Origin of the sequence: Rubrobacter marinus, assembly GCF_011492965.1 — a bacterium.
Lineage (GTDB): Bacteria > Actinomycetota > Rubrobacteria > Rubrobacterales > Rubrobacteraceae > Rubrobacter_F > Rubrobacter_F marinus.
Genome location: NZ_CP045121.1, coordinates 3,174,997 through 3,197,796 on the forward strand (window position 1 = coordinate 3,174,997; position 22,800 = coordinate 3,197,796).

At 69.1% G+C, this 22,800-nt stretch carries 23 protein-coding genes and 2 pseudogenes; 8 read left to right on the top strand and 17 right to left on the bottom strand.

Annotated elements, in window-relative coordinates; translation table 11 throughout:
- Window positions 1-9: 9 nt before the first annotated feature.
- Window positions 10-975 carry a phosphotransferase family protein gene (locus tag GBA65_RS16465; protein ID WP_207955841.1) on the bottom strand — a complete coding sequence of 322 codons (966 nt, stop codon included), beginning with the start codon at window positions 973-975 and terminating at the stop codon, window positions 10-12.
- A 164-nt stretch (window positions 976-1,139) separates the two neighbouring features.
- On the bottom strand, window positions 1,140-1,907 hold the full coding sequence (locus GBA65_RS16470) for a 2-phosphosulfolactate phosphatase (protein ID WP_166397488.1): 768 nt from the start codon (window positions 1,905-1,907) through the stop codon (window positions 1,140-1,142).
- Window positions 1,908-2,097: 190 nt separating this feature from the next.
- On the opposite strand from GBA65_RS16470, the gene GBA65_RS16475 reads away from it, so the two are divergent.
- Together GBA65_RS16475 and GBA65_RS16480 are read left to right on the top strand one after the other, a co-directional pair.
- A complete protein-coding gene (locus GBA65_RS16475) occupies window positions 2,098-2,238 on the top strand; it encodes a hypothetical protein (protein ID WP_166397489.1) in 141 nt (46 codons plus the stop codon).
- 578 nt (window positions 2,239-2,816) lie between these two features.
- Window positions 2,817-3,386, top strand: coding sequence for a matrixin family metalloprotease (locus GBA65_RS16480; protein ID WP_166397490.1), 570 nt, complete (start codon window positions 2,817-2,819; stop codon window positions 3,384-3,386).
- Window positions 3,387-3,473: 87 nt separating this feature from the next.
- On the opposite strand, the gene GBA65_RS16485 is transcribed toward GBA65_RS16480, so the two are convergent.
- A complete protein-coding gene (locus tag GBA65_RS16485; RefSeq protein ID WP_166397491.1) occupies window positions 3,474-4,214 on the bottom strand; it encodes a sulfotransferase family protein in 741 nt (246 codons plus the stop codon).
- 184 nt (window positions 4,215-4,398) lie between these two features.
- Here GBA65_RS16485 and GBA65_RS16490 point away from each other — a divergent pair, with 184 nt between their 5' ends.
- Both GBA65_RS16490 and GBA65_RS16495 read left to right on the top strand, forming a co-directional pair.
- Window positions 4,399-5,265, top strand: a complete 867-nt coding sequence (locus tag GBA65_RS16490) for an MBL fold metallo-hydrolase (RefSeq protein ID WP_166397492.1) — start codon at window positions 4,399-4,401, stop codon at window positions 5,263-5,265.
- 156 nt (window positions 5,266-5,421) lie between these two features.
- Entirely contained in the window at window positions 5,422-5,877 is a 456-nt protein-coding gene (locus GBA65_RS16495) for a hypothetical protein (RefSeq protein ID WP_166397493.1), read from the top strand.
- A gap of 44 nt (window positions 5,878-5,921) precedes the next feature.
- On the opposite strand, the gene GBA65_RS16500 is transcribed toward GBA65_RS16495, so the two are convergent.
- Entirely contained in the window at window positions 5,922-6,878 is a 957-nt protein-coding gene (locus GBA65_RS16500; protein ID WP_166397494.1) for a YihY/virulence factor BrkB family protein, read from the bottom strand.
- Window positions 6,879-7,079: 201 nt separating this feature from the next.
- Here GBA65_RS16500 and GBA65_RS16505 point away from each other — a divergent pair, with 201 nt between their 5' ends.
- From GBA65_RS16505 to GBA65_RS16520, 4 genes and pseudogenes are all read left to right on the top strand, one after another.
- A complete protein-coding gene (locus GBA65_RS16505; protein WP_166397495.1) occupies window positions 7,080-8,318 on the top strand; it encodes a LolA family protein in 1,239 nt (412 codons plus the stop codon).
- Between the two features lie 111 nt (window positions 8,319-8,429).
- Window positions 8,430-8,752: pseudogene (locus GBA65_RS26655) on the top strand (ATP-binding cassette domain-containing protein); the annotation flags it as partial.
- Window positions 8,738-9,259, top strand: a complete 522-nt coding sequence (locus tag GBA65_RS16515) for an AAA family ATPase (RefSeq protein ID WP_407691105.1) — start codon at window positions 8,738-8,740, stop codon at window positions 9,257-9,259. The pseudogene GBA65_RS26655 and the gene GBA65_RS16515, both read left to right, overlap by 15 nt.
- Complete coding sequence (locus GBA65_RS16520; protein WP_166397497.1) at window positions 9,256-10,056, top strand: ABC transporter permease; 801 nt, start codon at window positions 9,256-9,258, stop codon at window positions 10,054-10,056. Before GBA65_RS16515 ends, GBA65_RS16520 begins: the two co-directional genes overlap by 4 nt.
- Here GBA65_RS16520 and GBA65_RS16525 read toward each other — a convergent pair.
- The 13 genes and pseudogenes from GBA65_RS16525 to GBA65_RS16580 form a co-directional block, all read right to left on the bottom strand.
- The gene (locus tag GBA65_RS16525; protein ID WP_166397498.1) at window positions 10,053-11,219 is read right to left on the bottom strand and encodes a benzoate/H(+) symporter BenE family transporter; all 1,167 of its coding nucleotides are present in this window, start codon (window positions 11,217-11,219) and stop codon (window positions 10,053-10,055) included. The two genes, GBA65_RS16520 and GBA65_RS16525, sit on opposite strands and share 4 nt — an antisense overlap.
- A gap of 78 nt (window positions 11,220-11,297) precedes the next feature.
- On the bottom strand, window positions 11,298-11,921 hold the full coding sequence (locus tag GBA65_RS16530) for a class I SAM-dependent methyltransferase (protein ID WP_166397499.1): 624 nt from the start codon (window positions 11,919-11,921) through the stop codon (window positions 11,298-11,300).
- 180 nt (window positions 11,922-12,101) lie between these two features.
- Window positions 12,102-12,596 (bottom strand): GNAT family N-acetyltransferase, encoded by a 495-nt coding sequence (locus GBA65_RS16535; RefSeq protein WP_166397500.1) that lies wholly within the window; start codon window positions 12,594-12,596, stop codon window positions 12,102-12,104.
- A gap of 10 nt (window positions 12,597-12,606) precedes the next feature.
- A complete protein-coding gene (locus GBA65_RS16540) occupies window positions 12,607-12,798 on the bottom strand; it encodes a hypothetical protein (RefSeq protein WP_166397501.1) in 192 nt (63 codons plus the stop codon).
- A gap of 11 nt (window positions 12,799-12,809) precedes the next feature.
- On the bottom strand, window positions 12,810-13,601 hold the full coding sequence (locus tag GBA65_RS16545; protein ID WP_166397502.1) for an enoyl-CoA hydratase/isomerase family protein: 792 nt from the start codon (window positions 13,599-13,601) through the stop codon (window positions 12,810-12,812).
- Window positions 13,602-13,677: 76 nt separating this feature from the next.
- Complete coding sequence (locus tag GBA65_RS16550) at window positions 13,678-15,141, bottom strand: MFS transporter (protein ID WP_166397503.1); 1,464 nt, start codon at window positions 15,139-15,141, stop codon at window positions 13,678-13,680.
- A gap of 166 nt (window positions 15,142-15,307) precedes the next feature.
- Window positions 15,308-17,296: an acetoacetate--CoA ligase gene (locus tag GBA65_RS16555; protein ID WP_166397504.1), complete on the bottom strand. Its 1,989-nt coding sequence runs from the start codon at window positions 17,294-17,296 to the stop codon at window positions 15,308-15,310.
- A 39-nt stretch (window positions 17,297-17,335) separates the two neighbouring features.
- A complete protein-coding gene (locus GBA65_RS16560; protein ID WP_166397505.1) occupies window positions 17,336-18,124 on the bottom strand; it encodes a 3-hydroxybutyrate dehydrogenase in 789 nt (262 codons plus the stop codon).
- A 405-nt stretch (window positions 18,125-18,529) separates the two neighbouring features.
- Window positions 18,530-19,185 (bottom strand): annotated as a pseudogene (locus tag GBA65_RS26660) (sporulation protein).
- Between the two features lie 75 nt (window positions 19,186-19,260).
- A complete protein-coding gene (locus GBA65_RS26665) occupies window positions 19,261-19,521 on the bottom strand; it encodes a DsbA family protein (protein WP_407691106.1) in 261 nt (86 codons plus the stop codon).
- Window positions 19,422-19,853, bottom strand: coding sequence for a DsbA family protein (locus GBA65_RS23430; protein ID WP_266096603.1), 432 nt, complete (start codon window positions 19,851-19,853; stop codon window positions 19,422-19,424). The genes GBA65_RS26665 and GBA65_RS23430 overlap by 100 nt, the downstream gene beginning before the upstream one ends.
- Before the next feature lie 168 nt (window positions 19,854-20,021).
- A complete protein-coding gene (locus GBA65_RS16575) occupies window positions 20,022-20,909 on the bottom strand; it encodes a sulfite exporter TauE/SafE family protein (RefSeq protein WP_166397507.1) in 888 nt (295 codons plus the stop codon).
- Window positions 20,910-21,213: 304 nt separating this feature from the next.
- The gene (locus GBA65_RS16580; RefSeq protein ID WP_166397508.1) at window positions 21,214-22,659 is read right to left on the bottom strand and encodes a sulfatase; all 1,446 of its coding nucleotides are present in this window, start codon (window positions 22,657-22,659) and stop codon (window positions 21,214-21,216) included.
- Between the last annotated feature and the right edge of the window lie 141 nt (window positions 22,660-22,800).

The window sequence follows — 22,800 nt, forward strand, 5'->3', positions numbered from 1 at the left end:
GGGCTCCACCTAGAGGCCGTTCGAGGAGGAGCTCGTCCCCGCCAGCTCGTTGGCGTGCTCCACGAGGGTCGTGACGCGCTCGCCGAAGGAGGCGAAGCGCTCGTCTTGCGTCTGCCCGGCCTTCCAGCGCGCGTAGATCTGCTGCAGAATCCCCGCGAGCTTGAAGTAGCCGAGGACGAGGTACCAATCCATCCCGGAGACGTCGCGCCCGCTCTTCTCTCCGTAGTACGCCATGAACTCCTCGCGGCTCAGAAAGCCGGGCGTGGCCGTCACGGTCGGGAGGACCGCCTTCAGGGCACGGGAGTCGCCGGGCTCGACCCAGTAGGACATCGAGACCGCGAGGTCGAAGAGCGGGTCGCCGACGGTGGTCATCTCCCAGTCGAGGACGGCGCGGACCTCCGTCAGGTCGTCGGGGGACAGGATCAGGTTGTTGAGCTTGAAGTCGTTGTGGATGATCGTGGGCTGGGGGCTCTCGGGGATGCCCCTCTCCAGATAGTCGCTCAGGGGTCCCGCGACGGGTACGTCGTCGGTGCGGGCCTTCTCGTAGCGCGAGATCCAGCCCTTCACCTGCCGCTCCAGGAAGCCCTCCGGCTTCCCGAGGTCCCCGAGCCCGGCGCCCTCGGGGTCCACGGCGTGCAGCTCGGCCAGGGTCTCGGCGACCATCCGCGACAACCCGCGGCAGAGCTCCTCGTCGGGCTCCACGCCCTCCGGGAACGAGTCGTCGATCACGACGCCCTTGCGCCGCTCCATGACGTAGAACGGCGCCCCGATCACGCCCTCGTCGTCGGTGAAGAAGTACGGTGTGGGCGCGAGCGGGTACGCCGCGTTGAGCTTGCCGAGAAGCGCCGACTCCCGCCCCATGTCGTGCGCCTTGGGCGGTATCGGGCCGAGCGGCGGGCGCCTGAGCACGCCCTCCCACTCCCCTATCTTCACGAGGTACGTCAGGTTCGAGGCCCCGGACGGGAACTGGCGCACCTCCAGGGCCCCCTCGGGCAGATTCTCTATGCGCTCCCTGAGGTACGCCTCGACCTTTTCGAGGTCGAAGTCCTCCCCTCGCGCACCCTTATGGTCTCGGCCATGCTAAGCCACCCCCTGAAACAGGGCCCCGCGGGGGCCCTTCCGTCTCTCCTGAACCGTCCCTACGACGACGCGGCCCCGTGTTCGCGCGCCTCCGTCACGACGCGCCTGAGCCGCCCGTCCTCCACCCCCGCGACGGTCTCGCTCGCCCCGACGTCGGCGACGAACCCGAAGGCCTCCTCCTCGCCGTTGTCGAAGAACCAGCGTCCGGCCCGGCCGTTCTTGAGGGCCTCGCCCTCTCTGCCGCCGTACCGCCCGGCGAAGTCGAGCGCCATCCAGGCGGCGTCGTTGAGGCGCCAGTCGTCGAGGTAACCGCCCTCGTTCATCCCGTGGACGATGCTCGACGCCCCGAGGAAGTCCTCCACCGTGAAGCGCCCCGCCGAGCCCGCGCAGACGATGTACACGGACTCCGTCCCGGACCCCGCGAGGTAGCGGGCGACGGCCGGGGCGTTGCGCAGGGCCCCGATCAGGAGCTCCTGGGCGCCGGAGGCGGCGCCTATGGCCCTCGTCCCGTTCGTGGTCACGAAGACGACCTCCTTGCCGGAGACGACCTCGGGCGGGTACTCGCTCGGGAAGGGGCCGTGGTCGTAGCCCTCGATCCTCTCCGCGTCCTGCTCCCCGCCGCGCAGGAGGTTCGCGGGCTCCAGCGTCCGGGCGACCTCCTCGGCCTCCTCAAGGGACCGGACCGGATAAACCCCCTCGGCCCCGTTCTCGAGGATGGTGAGCAGGGTGGTCGTCGCCATGAAGACGTCGATGACGACGACGGTCGCCCCGGCGAGCTTCTCCGGTTCGATCTCCTCCCGCGTCATCAGAACCCTGAGCCTCTTCAAAGGAGCGCATCCCCCTTCTCTCCGTCCCTTGCCGGAGCCATTCTACAGAATCCATCTCGCGCCTTTACGAGACCTCGACCCGCACCGTAGCCCCGAACCCCGCCGCTCGAAGGCAGAGCGCACGGGTTTAGCCGGCACGCCTCCGGGTAGTAATCCTTGTAACAACGTAAGCGACGGAAGGGAACGAGACATGGCCGGCATAGGCAAGAAGGTAGAAGGGGCGGCGAAGAAGGCCGCCGCGAGCAAGTCCTCGGGCAAGAAGGGCAAGGGCACCGGCGGAGGCTCGGGTGCCGCCAAGGCGAAGGACGCCGTGAGGAAGCTGACGAAGTAGCCAGGCTCGTCTGCGGCGAGAGGGGCGGGGCTCTCCGGGGCCCCGCCCCTCTCTCGTGCTCCCGACCGGGGTAGTCGCGCGGTGGCAGCGTCCGGTCGAGAACGACGAGCCGCCTCTCTGCGCCGGGCCGGCGCCATCCCTGAAGGCCCCCGGGAAGCTCGCGCACCGTCGAGGGGCGCGGACGGCTCATCCCCGGTACCCCGAAGAAGCGCCCCGATCCGCTCGACCACCGCCTCCTTCGCCGCCAGCCTACCGGTCCGCCTCGACCGCCCTCCTTTTGTCCTTACCGCTTACGCCCGCCCTCGCGTCCGTGTAGGACGGGCTCGGGCGCCGTCCCCTTTTGCGGGTCTCGACGCAAGAACATGCGCGGGTCCCATCGCCGTTTTAGGCGGGAAGCCTTCCCGGAGAGACGCCGCATGTCGCGCCGTGCGGGAAACCGACCACAAGAGCTGGTATAAGACGCAGGAGTAGACCATACATAAGCCTCCCGGCTCGCCATTGCGTGGTCGGGAGGTTATCGAGGAGGGGGGGCCTTCTTGTACGTGCGCAAGAAAGTACGCGCGACGCGTTTCGGCAGGATGCATAGGAGGAGACAGCTCGCGGCCGCCGGCATGCTCGCGATCGCGGCCTGCACGTTCGCGGTCTGGATGTCGCCGGAGACCGTCGCCGGCGCCCAGGAGGGCTTCTCGGGGTCGTTGTCGGCCGACAGCGACGGCAACGTGCCCATCCAGAGCGTCTGCTACGGCGCCGCCCAGGGGGTGGCGTCCGGCCAGTACGTGGCCGAGCAGCCGTACTCCTACGAGCAGCCGTTCGTCGCCGAGCAGCAGTACGCGGGCGATCAGTACGCGGGCGATCTCACCGGCGGTTTCGTCACCGAGCAGCAGTACGGGGCTGAGCAGTACGCCGGCGCTCAGTACGCCTCCAGCCCCTACGGCACCGGGAACCTGGGGCTCTACTCCTGGTACAACGACGGCTTCGCCACCTACGGCACCATTTCGATCGACGACTGCGCCCTGGCCGCCATGGGCGCGGGACCCGGGGACCGCGAGCGGGTGATCGCGCACGAGCTCGGGCACGCCAACGGCGCCCTGCACTCCGACGACCCCGCGGACATCATGTACCCGATCGTCTCCATAACGGGCAGCTGAGCCCCGCGTTCGCGCGCGGGCGAGGTGCCGCCCGCGCGCGCCGTCTCCGGCCGTCCCCGGCGCGATAGGGAGGGATCATCTCCCCGGCTACGGGCGGCGGCGGAGGACGAGGATAGAGCCGAGAACGGCGAGCGAGGCGCCGCCGATGAGCCCGGCGGCGGCGAGCGACAGAATGATCCGGACGCGCCTGCGGAAGATCTCCGTGTCGTTGAGGTGCGGGAACGGCTCGTCCTCGGGCGCTTCGACGCCCAGAAACTCGCACAGCGGTCCCCAGCCCTCCTTCACGTCGTAGACCAGGAGCTTCTCGGCGGGGACGCGCCTCTTCACCCCCTCGTTCCACTCGTTGAAGACCGAGATGGCGTGCTCCCTGTCCTCGAACCGCCCGCCGAACGTCTCCCGCCACGCGAGGTCGTCGACGATGCCGACGGCCCGCCTGACGTTCCTCACCCGCGGGACGATCCAAGACGTGATCTTGAAGAGCGGCGAGGAGGCCGTGCTGTTCATCTCGTAGATGGTGTTCAGGGTGCTCTCGTACCAGCGGTCGGGGTCGCGGACCGTGAGGATCACGCGCGCCTCGGGGTACTCCCGCATGAGGTCCTCGTAGAACGGCGCCCCCGGCCAGTCCAGGGTCGAGCGGTAGCCCTTCAACGGTCCCTCCCAGTCCACGGGCTCGCCCCGGACCGCCGCGCGCCACGCCTCGAGGTGCTCCGGGTGCTCGAAGAGCTCCGTCATGTGGTAGCAGGGCCCGAAGCCGAGCTCCTCGAGCGCCACCTTCAGGGACGTCGTCCCCGTCCTCCCGAACCCCGCCCCGATCACTTCCAGCCCCATCGTGCCCCTCCGTTCTCGTGCGCCGGACCACGTCGTTCGGCGCAGCTCTCCTCCGGGGGCCGGATTTTATACGGCGATCCCCCGGTAATTTTCGGCGCCGCGGCGAGGCTTCGAGGATTGGGCAGGGGGCGACGTTGGTAGAGAGGGGCTAGCGCGGACCACTGGCAACGGCGGAAGGAACGGGATGAAGAAGAGCGACGTGTACCTGAGGACGCGGGGCGAGGAGGCGGACTTCGAGCGGGGCAGCGTCTTCTTCGTGGGCACGGCGACCGTCGTCATAAGCTACGGGGGGTTCAGGATCCTCACCGACCCCAACTTCCTCCACGCCGGCGACCACGTACACCTCGGCTACGGCCTCACCTCCGAGCGCCTCACGAACCCGGCGATAGAGATCGAGGACCTCCCGCACATCGACTTCCTCCTGCTCTCGCACCTCCACGGCGACCACTTCGATCGTGTCGCCGAGGCGAAGCTGGACAAGACGATGCCCATCGTGACCACCGGGCACGCGGCCCAGTACCTCGAGGGCAAGGCCTTCCGCCCGCCCGTGGCCCTCGACACCTGGGAGGACGTCACGATCCGCAAGGAGGAGGGGGCGTGGGTGCGCGTCACCGCCATGCCCGGCACCCACGCCCCCGGTCCGCTGCGCCGGGTGCTCCCGCCCGTGATGGGGAGCATGCTGGAGTTCGGGGAGGAGGGCGAGGAGGAGGCCCGCCTCCGGATGTACATAAGCGGCGACACCCTGATCCACCCGGAGCTCCGCAAGATCCCCGAGCGCTACCCGGAGGTCGACCTCGCCCTCCTCCACCTCGGCGGGACGCGTGTCCTCGGCATCATGGTGACCATGGACGCCGAACAGGGCGTAGAGGCGATGAGGATCATCGACCCGAAGGCCGCCATCCCGATCCACTACAACGACTACTCCGTCTTCGAGAGCCCCCTGGAAGACTTCGAGAGGGCCGTCGAGGAGGCCGGCCTCGAAGACCGCGTCCACTACCTCGCCCACGGCGAGACCCACGAGTTCGAAGTCGCGACCGTCCGCCAGCGATGAGCGGCCCGCGCTGCACACTTCGGGCCAATTCCGGCGGGGACGCGATCGAGCAGGTCCATCGGGGGCTAGAATGGTAAAGTATCCCGTGTATCAAGGTAAATTATGCGAAGCGGTCGGACCGTCTCCGGTCCGGCCCGGCTGCCAAGGAGGCGCCCGATGGGTATAAGCATAGTATTTCTTCTGATCTTGATCCTGTTCTCGGTCCTCGCGTTCTTCGTGCTCGCGCGGGTCTTCCGGGCCGCGGCGTCGCGCAACGAGAAGCGCCCGGAGGCTGAGGATGACGAGGGGTACCAGAGCAACACCGGCGCCCGGCAGGCGGCCATGCTCGCCGGCACGGGGCTCGCGATCGGGGGCATCCTCTCGGGGATCGGCGGCGGCATCGCCGCGACGAGCGAGTTTCTTCTGGACAGCGCCGTACCGGGCGTCTCCGCCGGCGTGCTGCTCGGCATCGTCGCCTACTACCTCGGCGCGCGCAGGCTCGGCACGATCGCGGTCGTCCTCTCGGCCGCCGCGCTCATAATCGGGGTCGGCATCAGCCAGGGCGCCCTGCCCTTCGTCGATCGCACCGACCACAACCTCCCCGCCGTCGAGCCCAGCTCCAGCGGCGGGTAGCAGCCCTCTGCGGAGGAACCCTCCACGGGCGCCGCGGCCCTCTACTAGGCCGTGGCGCCCTCGTTCGTCGTCTTCTCGCCCTCGTTCTTGCCCTCGGGGATGTGCTCCTCGATCACCTGGTTCATCTCGCCGCCGACCAGCACGATCAGGGACGAGTAGTAGATGTACAGCATGAGGATGGCGACGCTCGCCAGGGAGCCGTACGTGGCGCCGAGGTCGGAGTTGTTGACGTACAGCGAGAAGGCGAGGGAGAAGAGGAGCCACAGCACGACCGCGACGATGGAGCCGGGGCTCACCCACCTGAAGCGTTGCTCGACGTTCGGGGCGAAGTAGTAGATCAGGGCGAACGCGAAGAGCACGACCAACAGCAGCACGGGGAACCGGACGATATTCCACAGGGTCTGGAAGACGGAACCCAACCCGACCGCCTCCGCGATCGCACCCCCAATCTGGGGCCCGACGACCACGAGGACGAGCGAGGAGATAAGGAGGGCTGCGACCCCGAGGGCGAGGAGGATGGAGATCAGATAGACCTTCCAGGCCGGCCGGTCCTCGTCGACCTCGTACACGACGTTCAGCGCCTCCATGACGCTGCGAAACGCCCCCGAGACGCCCCACAACGCCAAGGAGATCGAGATTATGGCCCCCACGGTGAACCTGGTCTCGGCGTTGCTCTCCGCGATGCCGAGAAGCTGATTGCTGAGGAAGTCGGCCGCTGCGGCCGGAAGCACGGCCTCTGCCTGCTCCAGCAGGCGGGGCAGAAGCTCGGAGGACCCGAAGATGCCGAGCAGCGAGAGCAGGAACACGGCGAACGGGAAGAGGGCGAAGAGCGCCTTGTACGTGAGGTTCCCCGCGAACGCCGCGAGGTGGTCCTCCCCCACCTCCTTGAAGGTCCGCTTCAGGAGCTCCACCGTCCCGAGCCGCCTGCGCGTCATGGGGACGGGGACCTCGTTGCCGGTCTGTTCCGCTTTTCTCAGGTAATGTATGCCTGGAATCTTCAAGGGTGCTACCTCCGGGGGGAGTACGCTCGATCGGCCTGCGGAGGATTTTATACCCCTTTGCCCTCTCCACCTAGAGCCTCGGTAATACAGAGCACCGGCCTCTCCTTCTCCGTGGAGTAAACTCACTCTTTATAGGTCGGCGCGCACGACGCACGGGCCTCGGGGCGAACGGGAAGCAACACCGGCGAGGAGGCATCCGATATGCAGCGAGACGCGAGGGCCGGACGGGCTCCGGCGCGGACCATCACGATCCTCCTCATGGGTCTCCTGCTCGTCGCCGCCCTCGCGGCGGGCGCATTCGCTCTCCTGGGGGCGGGCGTCCGTGGGGCGCCGCCGGAGAACCTCGACGAGGCGGAGCTGCTCCGCAGGATCTCCGTCGCCCCCGAGAACGCCCCGGACTTCCGCGCCACCGTGACCGTGGAGCAGACGCTCGTTCCCGAGGGCCTGATCTCCGCCTCCGAGGGCGACGGCCCCGGCGCCTCCGGGCCCCGGAGCGCACGCATCTGGTACGGCGGCCCCGAGAAGCTTCGCGCCGAGCTCCAGGGCGAGAACGGCGACCGCGTCGTCGTCAAGAACGGCCCCGAGGTCAGCATCTACGACGGCGCGTCGAACACCGTGAGGACAGGCGAGGGTCCCGAGTCCGGGTCCCCGTCCCCCGAGGAGGCCGCGAGCCCCGAGGAGATAAACGAGCTTCTCGCCGAGATCTCCCCGACGAGCGTCCTCCGGACCGGCCCGCCCGTGGAGGTCGCGGGCCGCTGGGCCTACCCCCTGACCCTGGAGCCGCGCGACGCGGGCTCCACGCTCGTGGAGCGGGCCGAGGCGTTGGTGGACGCCGAAACGTACTTGCCGCTCTCCTTCGAGCTCTACGCCGAGGACTCCCCCCAGCCCGTCGCCCGATACGAGGCCAGCGACTTCGAGGTCGGAGCCGTCCCCGAGAGGCGCTTCGAGTTCGAGACGCCGCCCGGCGCCGAGGTCATCGCGGCCGGGCCCGAGGGCGCCCCGAACCGTGAGGACCGCGAGGGACGCCCCGAAGAGCCCCGCGTGGTCGGCTCCGTGGATGAGGCGCGCGAGGCCGCCGGGTTCCCCGTGAGGGGGCTCGCAGAGCCCATCGGCGGGCGGGAGCTGCGGGAGATCCGGGTGGCGGGCGACGCCGCAGTGCTCACCTACGGCGAGGGCTGGGGGACCGTGGTCCTCGCGGAGAAGCCCGCCGACGGCGACGCCGCGGCCCCGGAGGCGTCCGACGGAGACGGCGGCGCGGACGGGCCCGGCGGCTTCGAGGTGCCCACCGTCGACCTCGGGGGCGGGATCGAGGCGCGCGAGATCTCGACGCCCGTCGGCTCCACGCTCTCCTGGAGCGCGGACGGCGTCTCGTACTCCCTCTCGGGGAGCGTCCCGGCCGCGGAGCTTCGGGACGCCGCCCGCGGTCTCCTCGCCGGCTAGGGCGTGACGGAGGGCCACGAGCCCCCGGTCCTCGAGGTCCGGGGTTTCACCAAGAAGTTCGGGGGCTTCGTCGCGGTCGACGGCCTGAGCTTCGGGGTGCGCCGGGGGGACGTGTACGGCTTCCTCGGCCCCAACGGCAGCGGCAAGAGCACGACCATCCGGGCCATCCTCGGCCTCGTGGGGCCGACGGAGGGGAGATCCGGCTCTTCGGCCGTCCCGTCGGGGGGCCGGAGAGCCGGACCGGCCTCGCGGGGTTCGTCGACGCCCCGGGCTTCTACGGCTACCTCTCGGCCCGCGACAACCTGAAGATCCTGGCCGCCGCGGACGGCAGGAAGAAGGAGCCGCCCATCGAGCGGGTACTCCAGACGGTGGACCTCGCGGGGAGGGCGAAGGACCGGGTCAAGACCTACTCGACCGGGATGAAGCAGCGGCTCGCCATCGCGGCGGCGCTCCTGAGGGAGCCGGAGCTCCTGATCCTGGACGAGCCGACCAACGGCCTCGACCCGGGCGGGATGCGCGACGTGCGGGCGCTCGTCCGGCGCCTCGCCGGGGAGGGCCTGACCATCTTCCTCTCCAGCCACCTTCTCGCCGAGGTCGAAGGCCTCTGCAACCGCGTCGCCGTGATAGGGCACGGGCGCCTCCTCGCCGAGGGCACCATCTCCGAGGTCATGGGCGACGCCGGCGCGAGCCCCGAGTACCGCCTCGCCGTCGGGAACGCGGAGGATGCCCTGGGCGTCCTGCGCGCCTCCGGTTCCGTCCTGAGCGTCTCCGAGCCCGCGCCGGGCGAGCTCGGGGAGGAGATCCGGCTGCAGGTCGGGCCCGGCGGCATCGGTCCGGTGGTGCGCGAGCTCGTGGCCGCTGGCGTCGAGGTCCGGGCGCTCGTCCCCGTCCGACCGAGCCTCGAGGACCTGTTCCTGGAGCTTACGGAGGGCGAGCCTTGATCCGCTGGGAGCTCTACAAGCTCCTCCGCCAGCGGCGGACGTTTCTCGGGCTGGGCGCGATGGCGCTCGTCCCGATCCTGTTCGTCGCGGCCGTCGAGATAACGCGCCGCGGCCCCGACGCGGGCGAGGCGCCGTTCGCCGCCCAGCTTCTGGAGAACGGCCTCGTGGTCCCGCTCATCACCCTCGCCTTCGCGACCTTCGTCCTCCTCCCGCTCGTGGTCGCCTTCGTCGCCGGGGACACGATCGCAGGCGAGGTCTCCGCCGGGACCTTGAAGACCCTGCTCTCCAGATCCATCGGCCGCACCCGGCTCTTCTTCTCCAAGGCGGCGGCGGTCGCCCTCTACTGCCTCGCCGCCCCGGCCGTCCTCGCCGCCGTCGGCCTCGCCGCCGGGTACCTCGCGAGCGGTTTCGAGCCCCTCGCCGGCCCGGGCGGCTCCCCCATAAGCGTCGGGCGCGGCGTGGCGCTCGTCTGGGGCGGGGCGGCCCTCGTCGCCGTCCCGCTCATGGCGCTCGCCGCGGTCGCCGTCTTCTTCTCCGTCACCACACACAACTCTTTGGGCTCCGGCGTCGGCGCCGTCGTCCTCGTCCTGCTCCTCCGGCTCGCCTCGGGCCTGGGCCTCGCGGGCCCCCTGGAGCCCTACCTCCTCACGAGCCAGTTCGAGGCCTGGCTCAACCTCGCGCGCGACCCCATCGCCTGGGAACCCATCGTTCGCTCCCTCTGGGTGAGCCTCCTCTGGGGCGCGGCCTTTCTCGCCGCCGCCTGGGCGGTCTTCGTGCGCCGAGACGTGCTGAGCTAGCCCTCCGTTCGGCCGGTCCATCGCCGGTAAGAGGCGTCCAGGCCGAGTACGGCGAGGCCGGCGACGAGGCCCCAGAAAGCGGAACCTACCCCGAGGACCGAGAGGCCGGAGGCGGAGACGACGAACGTAAGGACGGCGGCGAAGCGCTCATCGTTTTTAGAGAGGGCCGAGCCCAGGGCGCCGACGAGCGGTCCGATCAGGGCGATCCCCGCGACCGTCGTGATGAGCTCGGGGGGCAGGGCGGAGAGGAGCGCGACGAGCGAGGCGCCGAACGCCGCGAGCCCGGCGTAGAGGAGCGCGTAGGCAGGACCCGTCAGCCAGCGCTTCTCCTTGTCCGGGTGGGCGTCCGGGCCGGTACAGATGGAGGCCGTGATCGCGGCGAGGTTGCTCGCGTGCGCGCCGAACGGCGCCGTCAGGACCGAAGCCAGCCCCGTCGCGGCGAGGATGGACCGGGTCGGCACCCCGTAACCCGCCGCGCGAAGGACCGCGAACCCGGGCAGGTTCTGCGAGGCCATCGTCACGAGAAACAGGGGAACCGCCAGCCCGACGGCCGCCGAAAGCTCGAACGTCGGAGGGACGAACACGGGCGTCGCGAGCCCGGCGCCCCCGGGCAACGGGCCGACGAGACCGAGCGCGAACGCCAGGGCCACGCCGGCGGCGAGCACGACGAGAACGGCGGCCGAAGGGCTCACGAGCCGCAACAACAGAAAGGCGCCGACGAGGGGCAGCACCAGCGCCGGCGCGGTCCCGGCCCCCTCGAACAGGTCCACGACGAACCTGAGCAGCACCCCGGCGAGCATGGCCGCGGCGATCGGGGTTGGTATGCGATCGACGAGGGCGCCGACGGGCCTGATAGCGGCGGTGAGCATCACCAGCGCGCCCGAGACGAGGAACGCCCCGACCGCCGCGTTCAGGCCGATCCCGGTCGACGAGGCGATCAGGGCCGCGCCCGGCGTCGACCACGCGGTGATGATGGGGATGCGGTGGCGGAAGCTGAGGTACGCGCTCGTCGCCGCCGTCGCCAGGCACAACGCCGCGACCCACGACGAAGTCTGCTCCGCATCGGCCCCCACGGCCCGCGCGGCGGCCACCACGATAGCCAGCGTCCCGCCGAAACCTACGAGGGCGGCGACCGCGGCCGAGACCAGGACAGATGCTCGCACACGCCTCCCCGAACTAGAGCCACGGGATCATACCGCACGCACGTCGACCCGACCCTCTCCACGAAGGCGCCGGGAGGGTCAGGGCCTCCTCGCGGCCAGCTTCTCGACGATCCCCAGCTTCGACCGCTCCAACTCTTCCACGACGAGGCCTGCTTCCCCGACGTGCACGAGGGGCTCGCGCAGCAGGTGGTCGGACTCGGTGAGGACGGTGATCGGGTTGAGGATAATCTGCAAGACGCGCACCGGCAGCAGGGGGCTCCGGACGTGCTCCAGGAGCAGTAAGCGCCCGCCGGGTCTGAGTACCCTCGCGGCCTCCCGCACGGCCATCTCCGGCGAGGGGATCGTGCAGAGTCCTAGAGTGCAGACCACCGCGTCGAAGCGGGCGTCGGGGAACGGGAGGTCTTGCGCGTCCCCGACGCGCAGGTCCGCCTCGTGTCCGAGCGTCGCGGCCCTCCGGCGCGCTATCTCCAGCATCTCGGGGCTCAGCTCGATGGCCGTGAGATCGACGTCTTCCGCGTAGAAGGGGAGGTTCCTCCCGGTGCCAGCCGCGATCTCCAGCACCTCCCCGCGAGCACGGGAGCACACCCACTCTCGCCCCCCGCCGAAGAGCATCCTCTCGGCGAAGCTTATGAGATCGTCGTACCGCGCGGCCGTCCGGTCGTACTGCCGCCGGACGCGGTCCGTGTCGTTTCGAAGAGCCATTTGAAGTCCGATCACCCCCGACTCAAGAGAGCTTATCCCTCCGAGCCCGAACGCTCGCCGGGAAGCACCATGGCACGCAGAGCGACAAGCCGACCGCTAATCTCCTGCGGCCGGGGCGGTTCCCCGAACTTTTGAAACCGTGCCGCGTCACGCTCTCGAGCGTCATGCGCTCCTTCCTACTCATTCCAACCGCAATCCCAGGACCACTAGGTCCCGTTCCGCCCCGTCGACCTCCGCCACCCTCGGAAAGAAAGCCCAACGCTCGAAGCCGAAGCCCTCGAAGAGACGCAAGCTCGGGCCGTTGTGGCTGAAGGCGCCCGCCGTCAGGGTCTTCAGGCCGAGCCCCGGCGCCCGTCGAATCGCCTCGCCGAGCAACACTCGCCCCACGCCCTCGCGGCGGTGCCCCTCCGCGACGTACACGCCGACCTCGGCCGTCGCGTGGTAGGCCGGCCTCCCGTCGTAGAATTCGCCCAGGGAGAGCCAGCCGACGAGTTCACCGTTCTCCTCGGCGACCCACAAGGGTCGGCGTCCCGGGTCGTGCGCGCGGAACCAGGCCTTACGGCTCTCGACGGTGATCGGCTCCGTGTCGGCGGTGACGTTGCGCAGAGGCACCGCGGAGTTGTAGATCTCCACGATCCGGGGCAGGTCTGCTTCGGTCGCGTCGCGGATCTCCATAAGCCTCCCCCTACCTCGTCCCCGCCGTCTTCCTCTCCTCCTCCTGAAGCCGGCGCCACAAGATTTTGCCGGACCCGCCCTTCGGCGGCGCGACGAGCAGCGCCGAGACCGCGAGGTTGTCGAAGACGCTCGTCTCCGGCAGCGGCAACGAGCGCGGCACCCTCACCGGCCAGAGCTCGAAGTAGCTCTCCGCCTTCGGCAAGAGGTCCCCCTCTATCCCCCCGTGAAGGTCGCCTCGCGCTTCTCGAAAAAGGCCGCCACGCCCTCCTTGTGGTCCTTCGTGTAGCCGCAGAACGTCTGCCCGACGGCCTCCCGCTCCAGCGCCGCGGCGAGGTCCGTCTCGAAGCTCGCGTGCAGCGCCCCCTTCATCCTGCCCAAAGCCGCCGTCGGCAGCGAGGCGAGGCGGGAGGCCAGCGCGGCCACCTCCCCTTCGAGCGCGTCGTCCGGGACCACCCGGTTCACGAGCCCGTAGCCCAGCGCCTCGGCGGCGTCGACCCCGTCGCCGAGCATGCTCATCTCCATCGCCCTGCCGAGCCCGATTAGGCGCGGCAGGAAGAACGACACCCCCGCGTCCGGCATCAATCCTATCTTCACGAACGCGACCGAGAACTTCGCGCTCTCGGCCGCCACGCGGAGGTCCGAGGCCAGGGCGATCCCGAGCCCCGCCCCGTAGACCGGCCCGTGCAGCGCCGCGATTATGGGCTTCTCCATCTCGACCATCCGCACGACGAGGCGGCTGTAGGTCTTCCTCAGGTACTCCCCGAGGTCCGGCCCGTCGGGGTTGTCGTCGCCCTTGATGACCTCGGCCAGATCCGCCCCGGCCGAGAAGCCCCGGCCCTCGCCGCGCAGCACGACGCAGCGCACGCTCCGATCGCTCGCCGCGTCGTTCAGGGCGTCGAAGAGCTCCTCGTGCATCTGCCCGTCGAACGCGTTCAGGACCTTCGGACGGTTCAGGGCGATCACCGCCGCCCCGTCGTGCTTGTGCAAAGAAACGGTCTCGTACATCTTCCTCCTTCGTCAAGCAGGGCGCCCCTCGCGCGGGGTACGCGAGGGGCGACGTAAGACCTTCTCCGGGCTCGCTCTAGCTCGTGGCCGTGCCCTGCGTCCCGCCCACGGGCTCCGAGGCGCCGCCCGCGGCGCCCGCCTCCTCGTCCATGTCGGTCTGGTAGGTCTCCGAGAGGAGGTAGACCGAGAGGAGGGTGATGGCGCACACGACCGCCATGTACACGGCGATGGCGATCGAGGTGCCGAACCTAGCGTAGAGGGCCGTGGCGATGATCGGGGCGAGCGCGCCGCCGAAGATCGAGCCGCCCTGGTACCCCAACGAAGCCCCCGAGTAGCGCATCTTCGTGGAGAAAAGCTCCGAGTAGAGCGCCGCCTGCGGCCCGTACATCATGCTCAGGAACGCCTGGCCGATGATGAGGGCGAGAGCTATGAGGATAAAGTTCTCGCTGTTCACCATGAGCCAGAAGGGGAAGGAGAAGATCCCGAGCAACGCGGCCCCCGCCATGTAGAGCCCGCGGCGCCCTATCCTGTCGGAGAGGCCCGCGAAGAAGAGCAGCGCGGGGATCTGGAAGACGGACGCTATAAGGACCGCCGCCAGCATGGTCGTCTGGGAGAGGCCCAGGATCTCGGGGTTCGTCCCGTAGGCGATGATGAACGTGATGAAGACGTAGAAGTTGGCGTTGATCGCGATAAACGCGCCCATAGCCAGCAGGATCTGCTTGGGGTGCGTGCGTATCGCCTCCATCACCGGCGAGGGCTGGCGCTCGGCCGCGAGCTCCCGGCGCGCCTCCTCCACGCTCTGGTTCCGCTCGGCCGCGACCCGCTCGAGCTCCTCCCTCTCCCTGGCCTCCTTGGCCTCCTGGAGGTGGCGGAAGGCCGGCGTGTCCTCCAGCCTGAGTTGGACGTACATCGCGACCCCGATAAGGACTATGCTCAGAAGGAACGGTACCCTCCAGCCCCACGCCTGGAACGCCTCGGGGGCGAGCGAGGAGCTTATGAGCAGGAAGAGGAGCTGGGCGAGGATCACCCCGACCGGGACCCCGATCTGGGCGAAGCTGCCGTAGAAGCCACGCTTGTCTCGGGGCGAGCTCTCCGTCGCGAGAAGCACCGCGCCTCCCCACTGCCCGCCGACGGCGAGGCCCTGCACGAAGCGCAGGACGATGAGCAGCAGCGGCGCGAGCCAGCCAATGGTGGCGTAGCTGGGCAAGAGCCCGATGGCCGTCGTCGCGATCCCCATCATCAGGAGCGCCGTCACCAGCGCCTTCTTGCGCCCCGATTTGTCGCCGAAGTGCCCGAAGACGATGCCGCCTATCGGGCGGGCGATAAAGCCCACCGCGAACGTGCTGAACGAGGCGAGCGTCGCCACGAGCGGCGGCATGTCCGCCGAGAAGAACAGCGTCGGGAACACGAGCGCCGCGGCCGTCCCGTAGATAAAGAAGTCGTACCACTCGATGCTGGACCCCGTGAGCGCCGTCAGGGCAACTTTCAGGATGTCCCTCTCTGGCGCCTGTCGGGTTCCCACCGCGCTGGCGCTAGCCATGCATACCTCCCACTGCTGCTCCTTCCACTGGCTCTCTCTTAGGTTTCGAGTGCCCCGTCCGGCGCTTCTGGAACCTGCTGCCGACGCCCGGCGGTCGGAAACCCCTTCTCCCATTCCCGAAGCAGGTTATGTGAGGCTTGAACCTGAGTCAAATATTCCGGCCCTTTCACCGACCCAGCTTCCCGGCGAGGCTCGCGAAGTCGTCGAGGACGGCGGGGTTCGCCAGGGAGTCGCGGCTCGCCGCCTTGTCCAGGGGGGTGCCGGAGAGGATCTTCTTCACCGGCACCTCCAGCTTCTTGCCGTTGAGGGTGCGGGGAACCTCCCCCACCGCCAGGATCTCGTCCGGCACGTGCCGCGGCGAGGTGTTCTCCCGGATGCCCGCTTTTATGCGGCGCTTCAGGTCGTCGTCGAGCTCGGTGCCCTCCTTGAGGACGACGAAGAGGGGCATGAAGGCCGAGCCGTCGGGCTTGTGCAGGTCGACGACGAGGGAGTCCGCGACCTCCGGGACGGCCTCGACCGCCCGGTAGATCTCGGCGGTCCCCATCCTCACCCCGCCGCGGTTGATCGTCGAGTCGGACCGTCCGTAGATCACGCAGGAGCCCTCGGGCTTTATCTTGATCCAGTCTCCGTGGCGCCACACCCCTGGGTACAGGTCGAAGTAGCTCTCCCTGTAGCGCTCCCCGTCGGGGTCGTTCCACAGGTAGATCGGCATCGACGGCATCGGCTCGGTGATCACGAGCTCCCCGACCTCGTCGATGAGCGGCCGCCCCTCCTCGTCGTACGCCTCGACCTTCGCCCCGAGCGAGCGGCACTGCAGCTCCCCGCTCCTCACCGGGAGGATCGGGGTCCCGCCGACGAACGCCGTGCAGAGGTCGGTGCCGCCGCTCGTCGAGAACAGCCAGACGTCTCCCTTTACGTGCTCGTACACCCAGTCGAAGCCCTCCGGCGGCAGGGGCGAGCCCGTGGACCCGACGCTCTCGAGGGCGGAGAGATCGAAGCTCCTCCCCGGCTCCACCTCGGACTTCATGCACGCCGTCAGGTACCCGGCGCTCGTGCCGAAGCAGGTCATCCCGGTCTCCTGGGCAAACTCCCACAGGACGTTCATGTCCGGGTACCCGGGGTTGCCGTCGTAGAGGAGGATCGTGGCACCCGAGAGGAGTCCGCCCACGGTGAAGTTCCACATCATCCAGCCCGTCGTGGTGAACCAGAAGAGCCTCGACTCCGGCCCCACGTTCGCGTGGAGCGCGAGCTTCTTGAGGTGCTCGATCAGGATGCCGCCCTGGCTCTGCACGATCGCCTTCGGGAGCCCCGTCGTCCCGGACGAGTAGAGCACCCACAACGGGTGGTCGAACGGGACCCCTTCGAAGGTCAGCTCCGCCCCCTCGTTGCCGGAGACGAGCTCGTCCCAGGGGACCACGTCCCTCAGAGCCCCGACGTCCGGGTCTTCCCTGAGGTACGGCACGACGACGGTCTTCTCCAGGGACGGCATCTCGCGCTGGAGCCGGGCGACGACCTCCGTGCGGTCGTACTCCTTGCCGCCGTAGCTGTAGCCGTCCACGGCGAACAGGACCTTCGGCTCGATCTGCGCGAACCTGTCCACCACGCTCCCCGGCCCGAAGTCCGGCGAGCAGCTCGACCAGACCGCGCCGAGGGAGGCGGTAGCCAGAAACGCCACGACCGCCTCGGGGGAGTTCGGCACGTACGCCGCCACCCTGTCCCCGCGCCCGACGCCGAGAGACCTGAGCCCCGCGGCCATCGCCGCGACCTTCCCCTCGAGCTCGCGCCAGGAGATCTCACCGAGGGGCCTGGTCTCCGAGCGGTAGAGGATCGCCGGCTCGTCGGCGCGATCCCTGGCATGCCTCAGGGCGTGCCGGGCGTAGTTGAGCTCCGCCCCCTCGAACCACGCGGCACCCGGCATCTTCCGCTCGGCCAGCACCCGCGTGTACGGCTTCGACGCCTCCACGCCCGTGTACTCCCAGATCGAGGCCCAGAACCCCTCGAGGTCCGTCACCGACCACTCCCAGAGCTCCTCGTAGCCCTCGAAGGAGAGGCCCTTCTCCTCGGAGAGCCAGCGCATGTAGCCCGTGATCTTCGCGTTCTCCTTGAACCCTTCGGATGGCTCCCAGAGCAGGGTGCCCTCTGCCGCTTCGGTCATGATCCCGTCCTTTCCCCTAGCCTCACCGGAACCCTCCCCTTACCACTGGGCGGTCGCGGCGCCATCCATCGTCAGAGAAGCCCCCGTGATAAACGACGCCTCCGGCGCGCACAGAAACGCCACGAGCTCGGCCACCTCCTCGGGCTCCACGAGGCGCTTTATCGCAGGCCCCGTGAGCATGACCTTCTCGATGACCTCGTCCTCGGAGATGCCGCGCGTCCTGGCCTGGTCCGCGATCTGGCCCTCCACCAGCGGCGTCCTCACGTACGCCGGGCAGATGCAGTTGGAGGTGACCCCGTGCGGCCCGCCCTCGAGCGCGATCACCTTGTTGAGCCCCTCCAGCCCGTGCTTGGCCGAGATGTACGCCGCCTTGTAAGGGGAGGCCCGGAGCCCATGCACGCTCGAGATGTTCACGACGCGCCCCCAGCCCTTCTCGTACATCCTCGGGAGTGCTTTCTGCACGATCCTGAACGGCGCCTCCAGCATGACCCTGAGGATGGTGGAGTACTTCTCCGGCGGGAACTCCTCGATCGCCGCTACGTGCTGGAGCCCCGCGTTGTTGACCACGACGTCGGCCTCGACCTCTAAAGAGTCGAGCGCCGCGTAGTCCGCGAGGTCGGCTCGAACGGCCTCGCCGCCGATCCCGTCGGCCACCTTCCTGGCCGCCTCGCCGTTGAGGTCGAGCACCGTCACGGCCGCGCCAGCCTTCGCCAGCCTCTCGGCGCACGCCCGGCCGATCCCGCTCGCCGCCCCGGTGACGAGGGCGCTCCGCCCCGTCAGGTCCAGGTTGACCGCCGTGGTCCCCGGCGTCACAAAGGACTCACCCATTCGCCCCTCTCCCCTACTAGATAACCTCGCGTCCCCAACGGAACCCTCCCGAGGCCCCGACCATGCGCAGTATATGCCAAGCCCCCGGCGTACCGAAAGCGCGTGTCGCCGGTCCACTCGGCCGGGACGCCCGGCCCTTCACACATTGCTCCCGAAAGGGTCAGCGGGCTCTCGGTCGTTACGGCGCGACGGCCCCGTAGCAGTAGGCCGCCGGGAGCGCCGCCGGGATCAGGGGCGAGAGCACGACGGCACCGAGCCCGCGGCCCATCTCTTCTCGCCCCCACGGAGGAGGGCCGCGGTCTGGTTTCTAGCGGGTGTGGGCGTCGATGGCGTCCGCCAGCATCCCCTCGATGGCGCCGCGCTCGGCGTCGGAGCGGGTGACGCGTAGGCGGGTGAAACGCTCGTTCATCTCCAGGGCGGACTCCAGCAGCCCCCGAGCGAGCTCGCGCGGCGGTCGAGCTCGACGAGAACGTCGAGCGCCTCGTCGCCCGCGAGCTTGAAGACGAGCTCGATCTCCTCGACCTTGCCCCGGTAGCGGCCCTCCGGCGCGAACTCAAACTGCTGGACGAACGGCAGCGGCGCCCCTTGCGAGGGTCGTGCTCGTTCTCGACCTGCCGGAGGCGAAAACCGAGGTTGCCCGCGGCGTCGAGCACGGCCTGCTGCAGGGGGTGGGGCGCCACCCGGATCGGGTCGACGTCGCTCGGGTCGATCGCGTTCGGCACGTCGAGGCCGGTGCGCACGTAGACGTCGTGACGGCCGAGGGAGAGCGGCGTCTCGTAGGGGAGCGGGAACGAGAACGGGATGGTCCTCTTCTCTCCGGCGTCGACGGAGACCTCGCCGCCCACGCTGTGCTCGACGAGGATATGCTCGTGCAGGGAATCTTCGTGCTTGTACTGCGTCGAGACGTAGAGGTAGATCCTCTGGAACTCCTGCGGGCCGCTCCCGCCCTCGATGATGGTCTCCCCGCTAACCGTCTCCCCGGGGACGAGCGTGTCGTGGGACAAACGGGTGTCGACGGTCGCCCCGCCGACCCCTATGCTGCTCAAAAGCTTTCTGAACACGGCATCCTCCTCATCCGCACGCTTGCGTTACTCGTCCGCCTTCCCCCGGTCCCCGCAGCTCCCCGGGCGCCGGCATCAGGCCATCAACGCCTCCCGAACGAAGTCGAGCCTGTCGTTCCCCCAGAACATCTCCTCCCCCACGAAGAAGGTCGGCGTGGCGAAGACACCCCGCCCGGCGGCCTCCTCCGTGGCCTCCTTGAGCGCCTGCTTGGCCCCGCCCGATCCGGCACCCGCGATCAGCTCCTCGGGTCGAGCCCGACCCTGCGCGCCACCTCGCGTAAAGGTCCGTCCTCGTCGGAGGCCTCCAGCCCCTTCGGCGCCCCGTCCTCCTCCCAGAAGAGGGCGAAGGCCTCGCGGGTAAACGCCTCCAGGCTCCCCCTCCCGGCGCACCACACCGCCGCGCGCATCGTCTTCAGCGTCCGGAACGGGAAGGGCTCCGGGAAGCGCATCGGGAGGCCGTATCGCCCGGCCCAGCGGCGGATGTCCCGCGCCTGGTAGCGCCCCTTCGCCGGCGTCTCGATGGGCGCCTTGATCCCCGCCGCCTTGTGCAGCGCCCCCAGCAGCACGGGCCGCAGGACGACCTCCGCCCCCGCCTCCCCGGCTACGCGCCCGGCCTCACCGTAGGCCAGGTAAGAGTACGGGCTCACGAGGTCGTAGTAGAACTCCATCCGCTTCACCGACGCAGCCTCCCCGTCTCCGATACGGCGGGACCATATTAGAAGCGTCGGGATATTCCGCGCAACGCTCCCGCGCCTCCGGAGGCACGCAGAGAAGCGCGGAGGGGCGGGCTTGTGGCGCCCGCCCTCTCCGCGCGAGGGATCTCTTGTCGTCGCCTCTTAGGCCGTCTGGCCCTCGCCCACGTCGACCTTCTCCTCGTTGTTCACCAGGATGGAGAACGCCAGCGCGGAGATCCAGACCACCACGATGGCGCCGTAGATCACGTAAGCCGCCGCTCCCTCGATGCCTATGGTGTTTATAAAGGTCCGCATGTTGGTCAGGAGGATGACGCCGCCGACGGCCGTCCCGAGGATGCGCATCGGCAGGATCCTCACGACCCAGGCCGCGATCGGCGCGGCGATGACCCCGCCAACGAGCAACGCGCCCGTGATGCCCCAGGGGATCTCGGACAAGCTAAGCGCGAGCAGGAAGCCCACGCTGGCGGCGAAGGCGACCACGAACTCGCTGGTGTCCACCGTGCCGACGACCTTTCTCGGCTCCATCCGCCCCGAGGAGAGCAGCGTCGGGGTGGAGATGGGACCCCAACCGCCGCCGCCGGCCGCGTCCATGAACCCCGCGAAGAGCCCCAGGGGACCGAGGAACTTGCCCGGGATGGCCTTGACCCGCACCGGCTTCTCCCTGCGCCTGAAGGAGAAACGGGCCAGGATGTAGGCCCCGAGGGCGAACAGGAACACGGCCACGAACGGCTCCGCCAGCTCGGCCGCGACGTAGCTCACCGCGATCGCGCCGAAGAACGCGCCTATCCCGCCCGGTATCGCCATCCACAGGATCTTCGACCAGTCCACGTTCCCGAACCGCCAGTGCGACAACCCCGACACGAACGTCGTCCCCACCTCCGCGATGTGCACGCTCGCCGAAGCGAGCGCAGGCGCGACCCCGACCGTTAGCAGCAACGTCGTGGAAGTCACCCCGTACGCCATCCCCAGAGACCCGTCCACCAACTGGGCCAACAACCCCACCACCGCAAGTACGAACAAGCTCCTCATTGACCGCCCCTCCTGATAATAACTTTGTCTACCGTCTTTGCAGAGATAGAAGGTAGCCGCCCCGATGCTGTGTGTCAAGGCCGCGACGGGCCGCCGCCGAAAAAACTCGTACGCCGGACCGTCCTCCAGAGCCGTAGGAGGGGCCTTACCTCGGTCAGGTGCTACGCATCGCCGCCGCCGAGGGGCCTGAGCGCCTTCGGGAAATGTTGAGCCGAACCCTTCGGTCCTCCTTGCTTCGCCTGCAACGAGGGCGGCCCCGATAACGGGACCGCCCTCGTTGCCGTGCCGTCGAGGTTTCGTCGGGCTACGCGCTCTTTCTCTTGGGAGTTCCCCACGCTTCCAGCGCCTTGCGGCGGGGGGCGAGGTACGCTTCCGGCGTGCCGACGTCCTCGAGGAAGGAGATGGCGCGTTCGCAGAGCGCCTCGCCCTCGCCGCTTCGTTCGCCCCACACGTTCCTCCCCTGGCCGGGGTCGCCCGTGAGGTCGTAGAGCTCCGGCTCGTCGTCCGGGCCGCCGAGGATCACGGCCCTCTCGGGCGTGGTCACGGTGATCGGCATGTAGTCGGCGATCCTGCGCGGCTTGGAGTCGACGGCCGTGGTGATCTCGCCCTCCGCCAGGTACAGCGGCCAGGAGCTGACGACAAACTCCCGGTGCTCTTCCTCCGTCCCGGCTAGAACCTCCTGGAACGACTCGCCGGACATGGTGCCCGGCAAGCCCGCGAGCCCGGCGAGCTCCAGGATCGTCGGCGCGATATCCGGGGCGGTGGTCATCGCCGCGCGCCGGCCGGGCTCGAGGCCGGGCCCGCGGACCATCAGGGGTATGTTGGTCAGCTCCTTGTAGAGCGGCGACCTCTGGACGGTCAGGAGCCAGGATTCGGTCAGCCACTCGGGCACCGACGAGTCCTCCGTGACCGACGCCTCCGGCTCGTGCACCCACTCGGCCTTGCCGAAGTAGCAGTGCTCGCCGAAGTAGAACCCGTGGTCGGAGGTGAAGAAGACCAGCGTGTTCTCACGCAGGCCCAGGGCGTCGAGCTTCGCCAGCAGCCGCCCGATCCAGAAGTCCACCATCGTGACCTCGCCGCAGTACCCCGCGTGGGAGAGGTTAACGTCGTCCTCCGTGAGGCCGGCGTCCTCCCACTTCCCGTAGCAGGGGTAATTTATGCTCTCCCCGGTGTAGTTCTCGCGGTACTGTGCGGTGTAGTAGTCGGGGGCGTCCCACGGCTCGTGCGGGTCCCACGTGTCCACGTAGAGGAAGAAGTTCTCGTCGTGGTGCCGCTCGAGCCACCGCTCGGCCTCGGTCATCGTGCGCGCCACCATCCGGTCCTCCTCGGAGCGCCACGTCGAGCGCATGTCGGAGCGCTCTTCGGGCCTGGTGTCGTCGCCCTGGCCCCGGACCCAGATGAAGTCGTCGAAGCCGCGGTCGTACCCGAAGCCATTGCGGACGAAGAACGGGGTGTCCACGATCCCCATCGTCGTGTAACCGGCCCTGGAGAGCACCTGCGGCAGGGTCGCCAGGTGGCGCGGAAGCGGCTCCCAGCCCATGTGCGTGTACGAGAACGTCCCCGTCAGGATGTCCGCCCGGGCGGGCATCGTCGGGAAAGAAGAGATCACGTGGTTGTCGAACACCACCGATTGCTGCGCGAACGCGTCGAGGTGGGGAGTGCGGATGCTCCCGTTCCCGTAAGCCCCCAGGTGATCCCTGCGGAAAGTGTCCGCCACGATCACCACTACGTTGGGTCGATCCTGGTTCAACTCGTTCCTCCTGAATGTCTTGTTTGTCTACCTATTTAGTGTGCAACGCGCACCTTACACGTCCCGGTCGCTCACCGTCAAGGGCCCATCGAATATTTCCCGGAAGATATGCTGGGAGGCACAACCTCTTGGGCTCAGCCA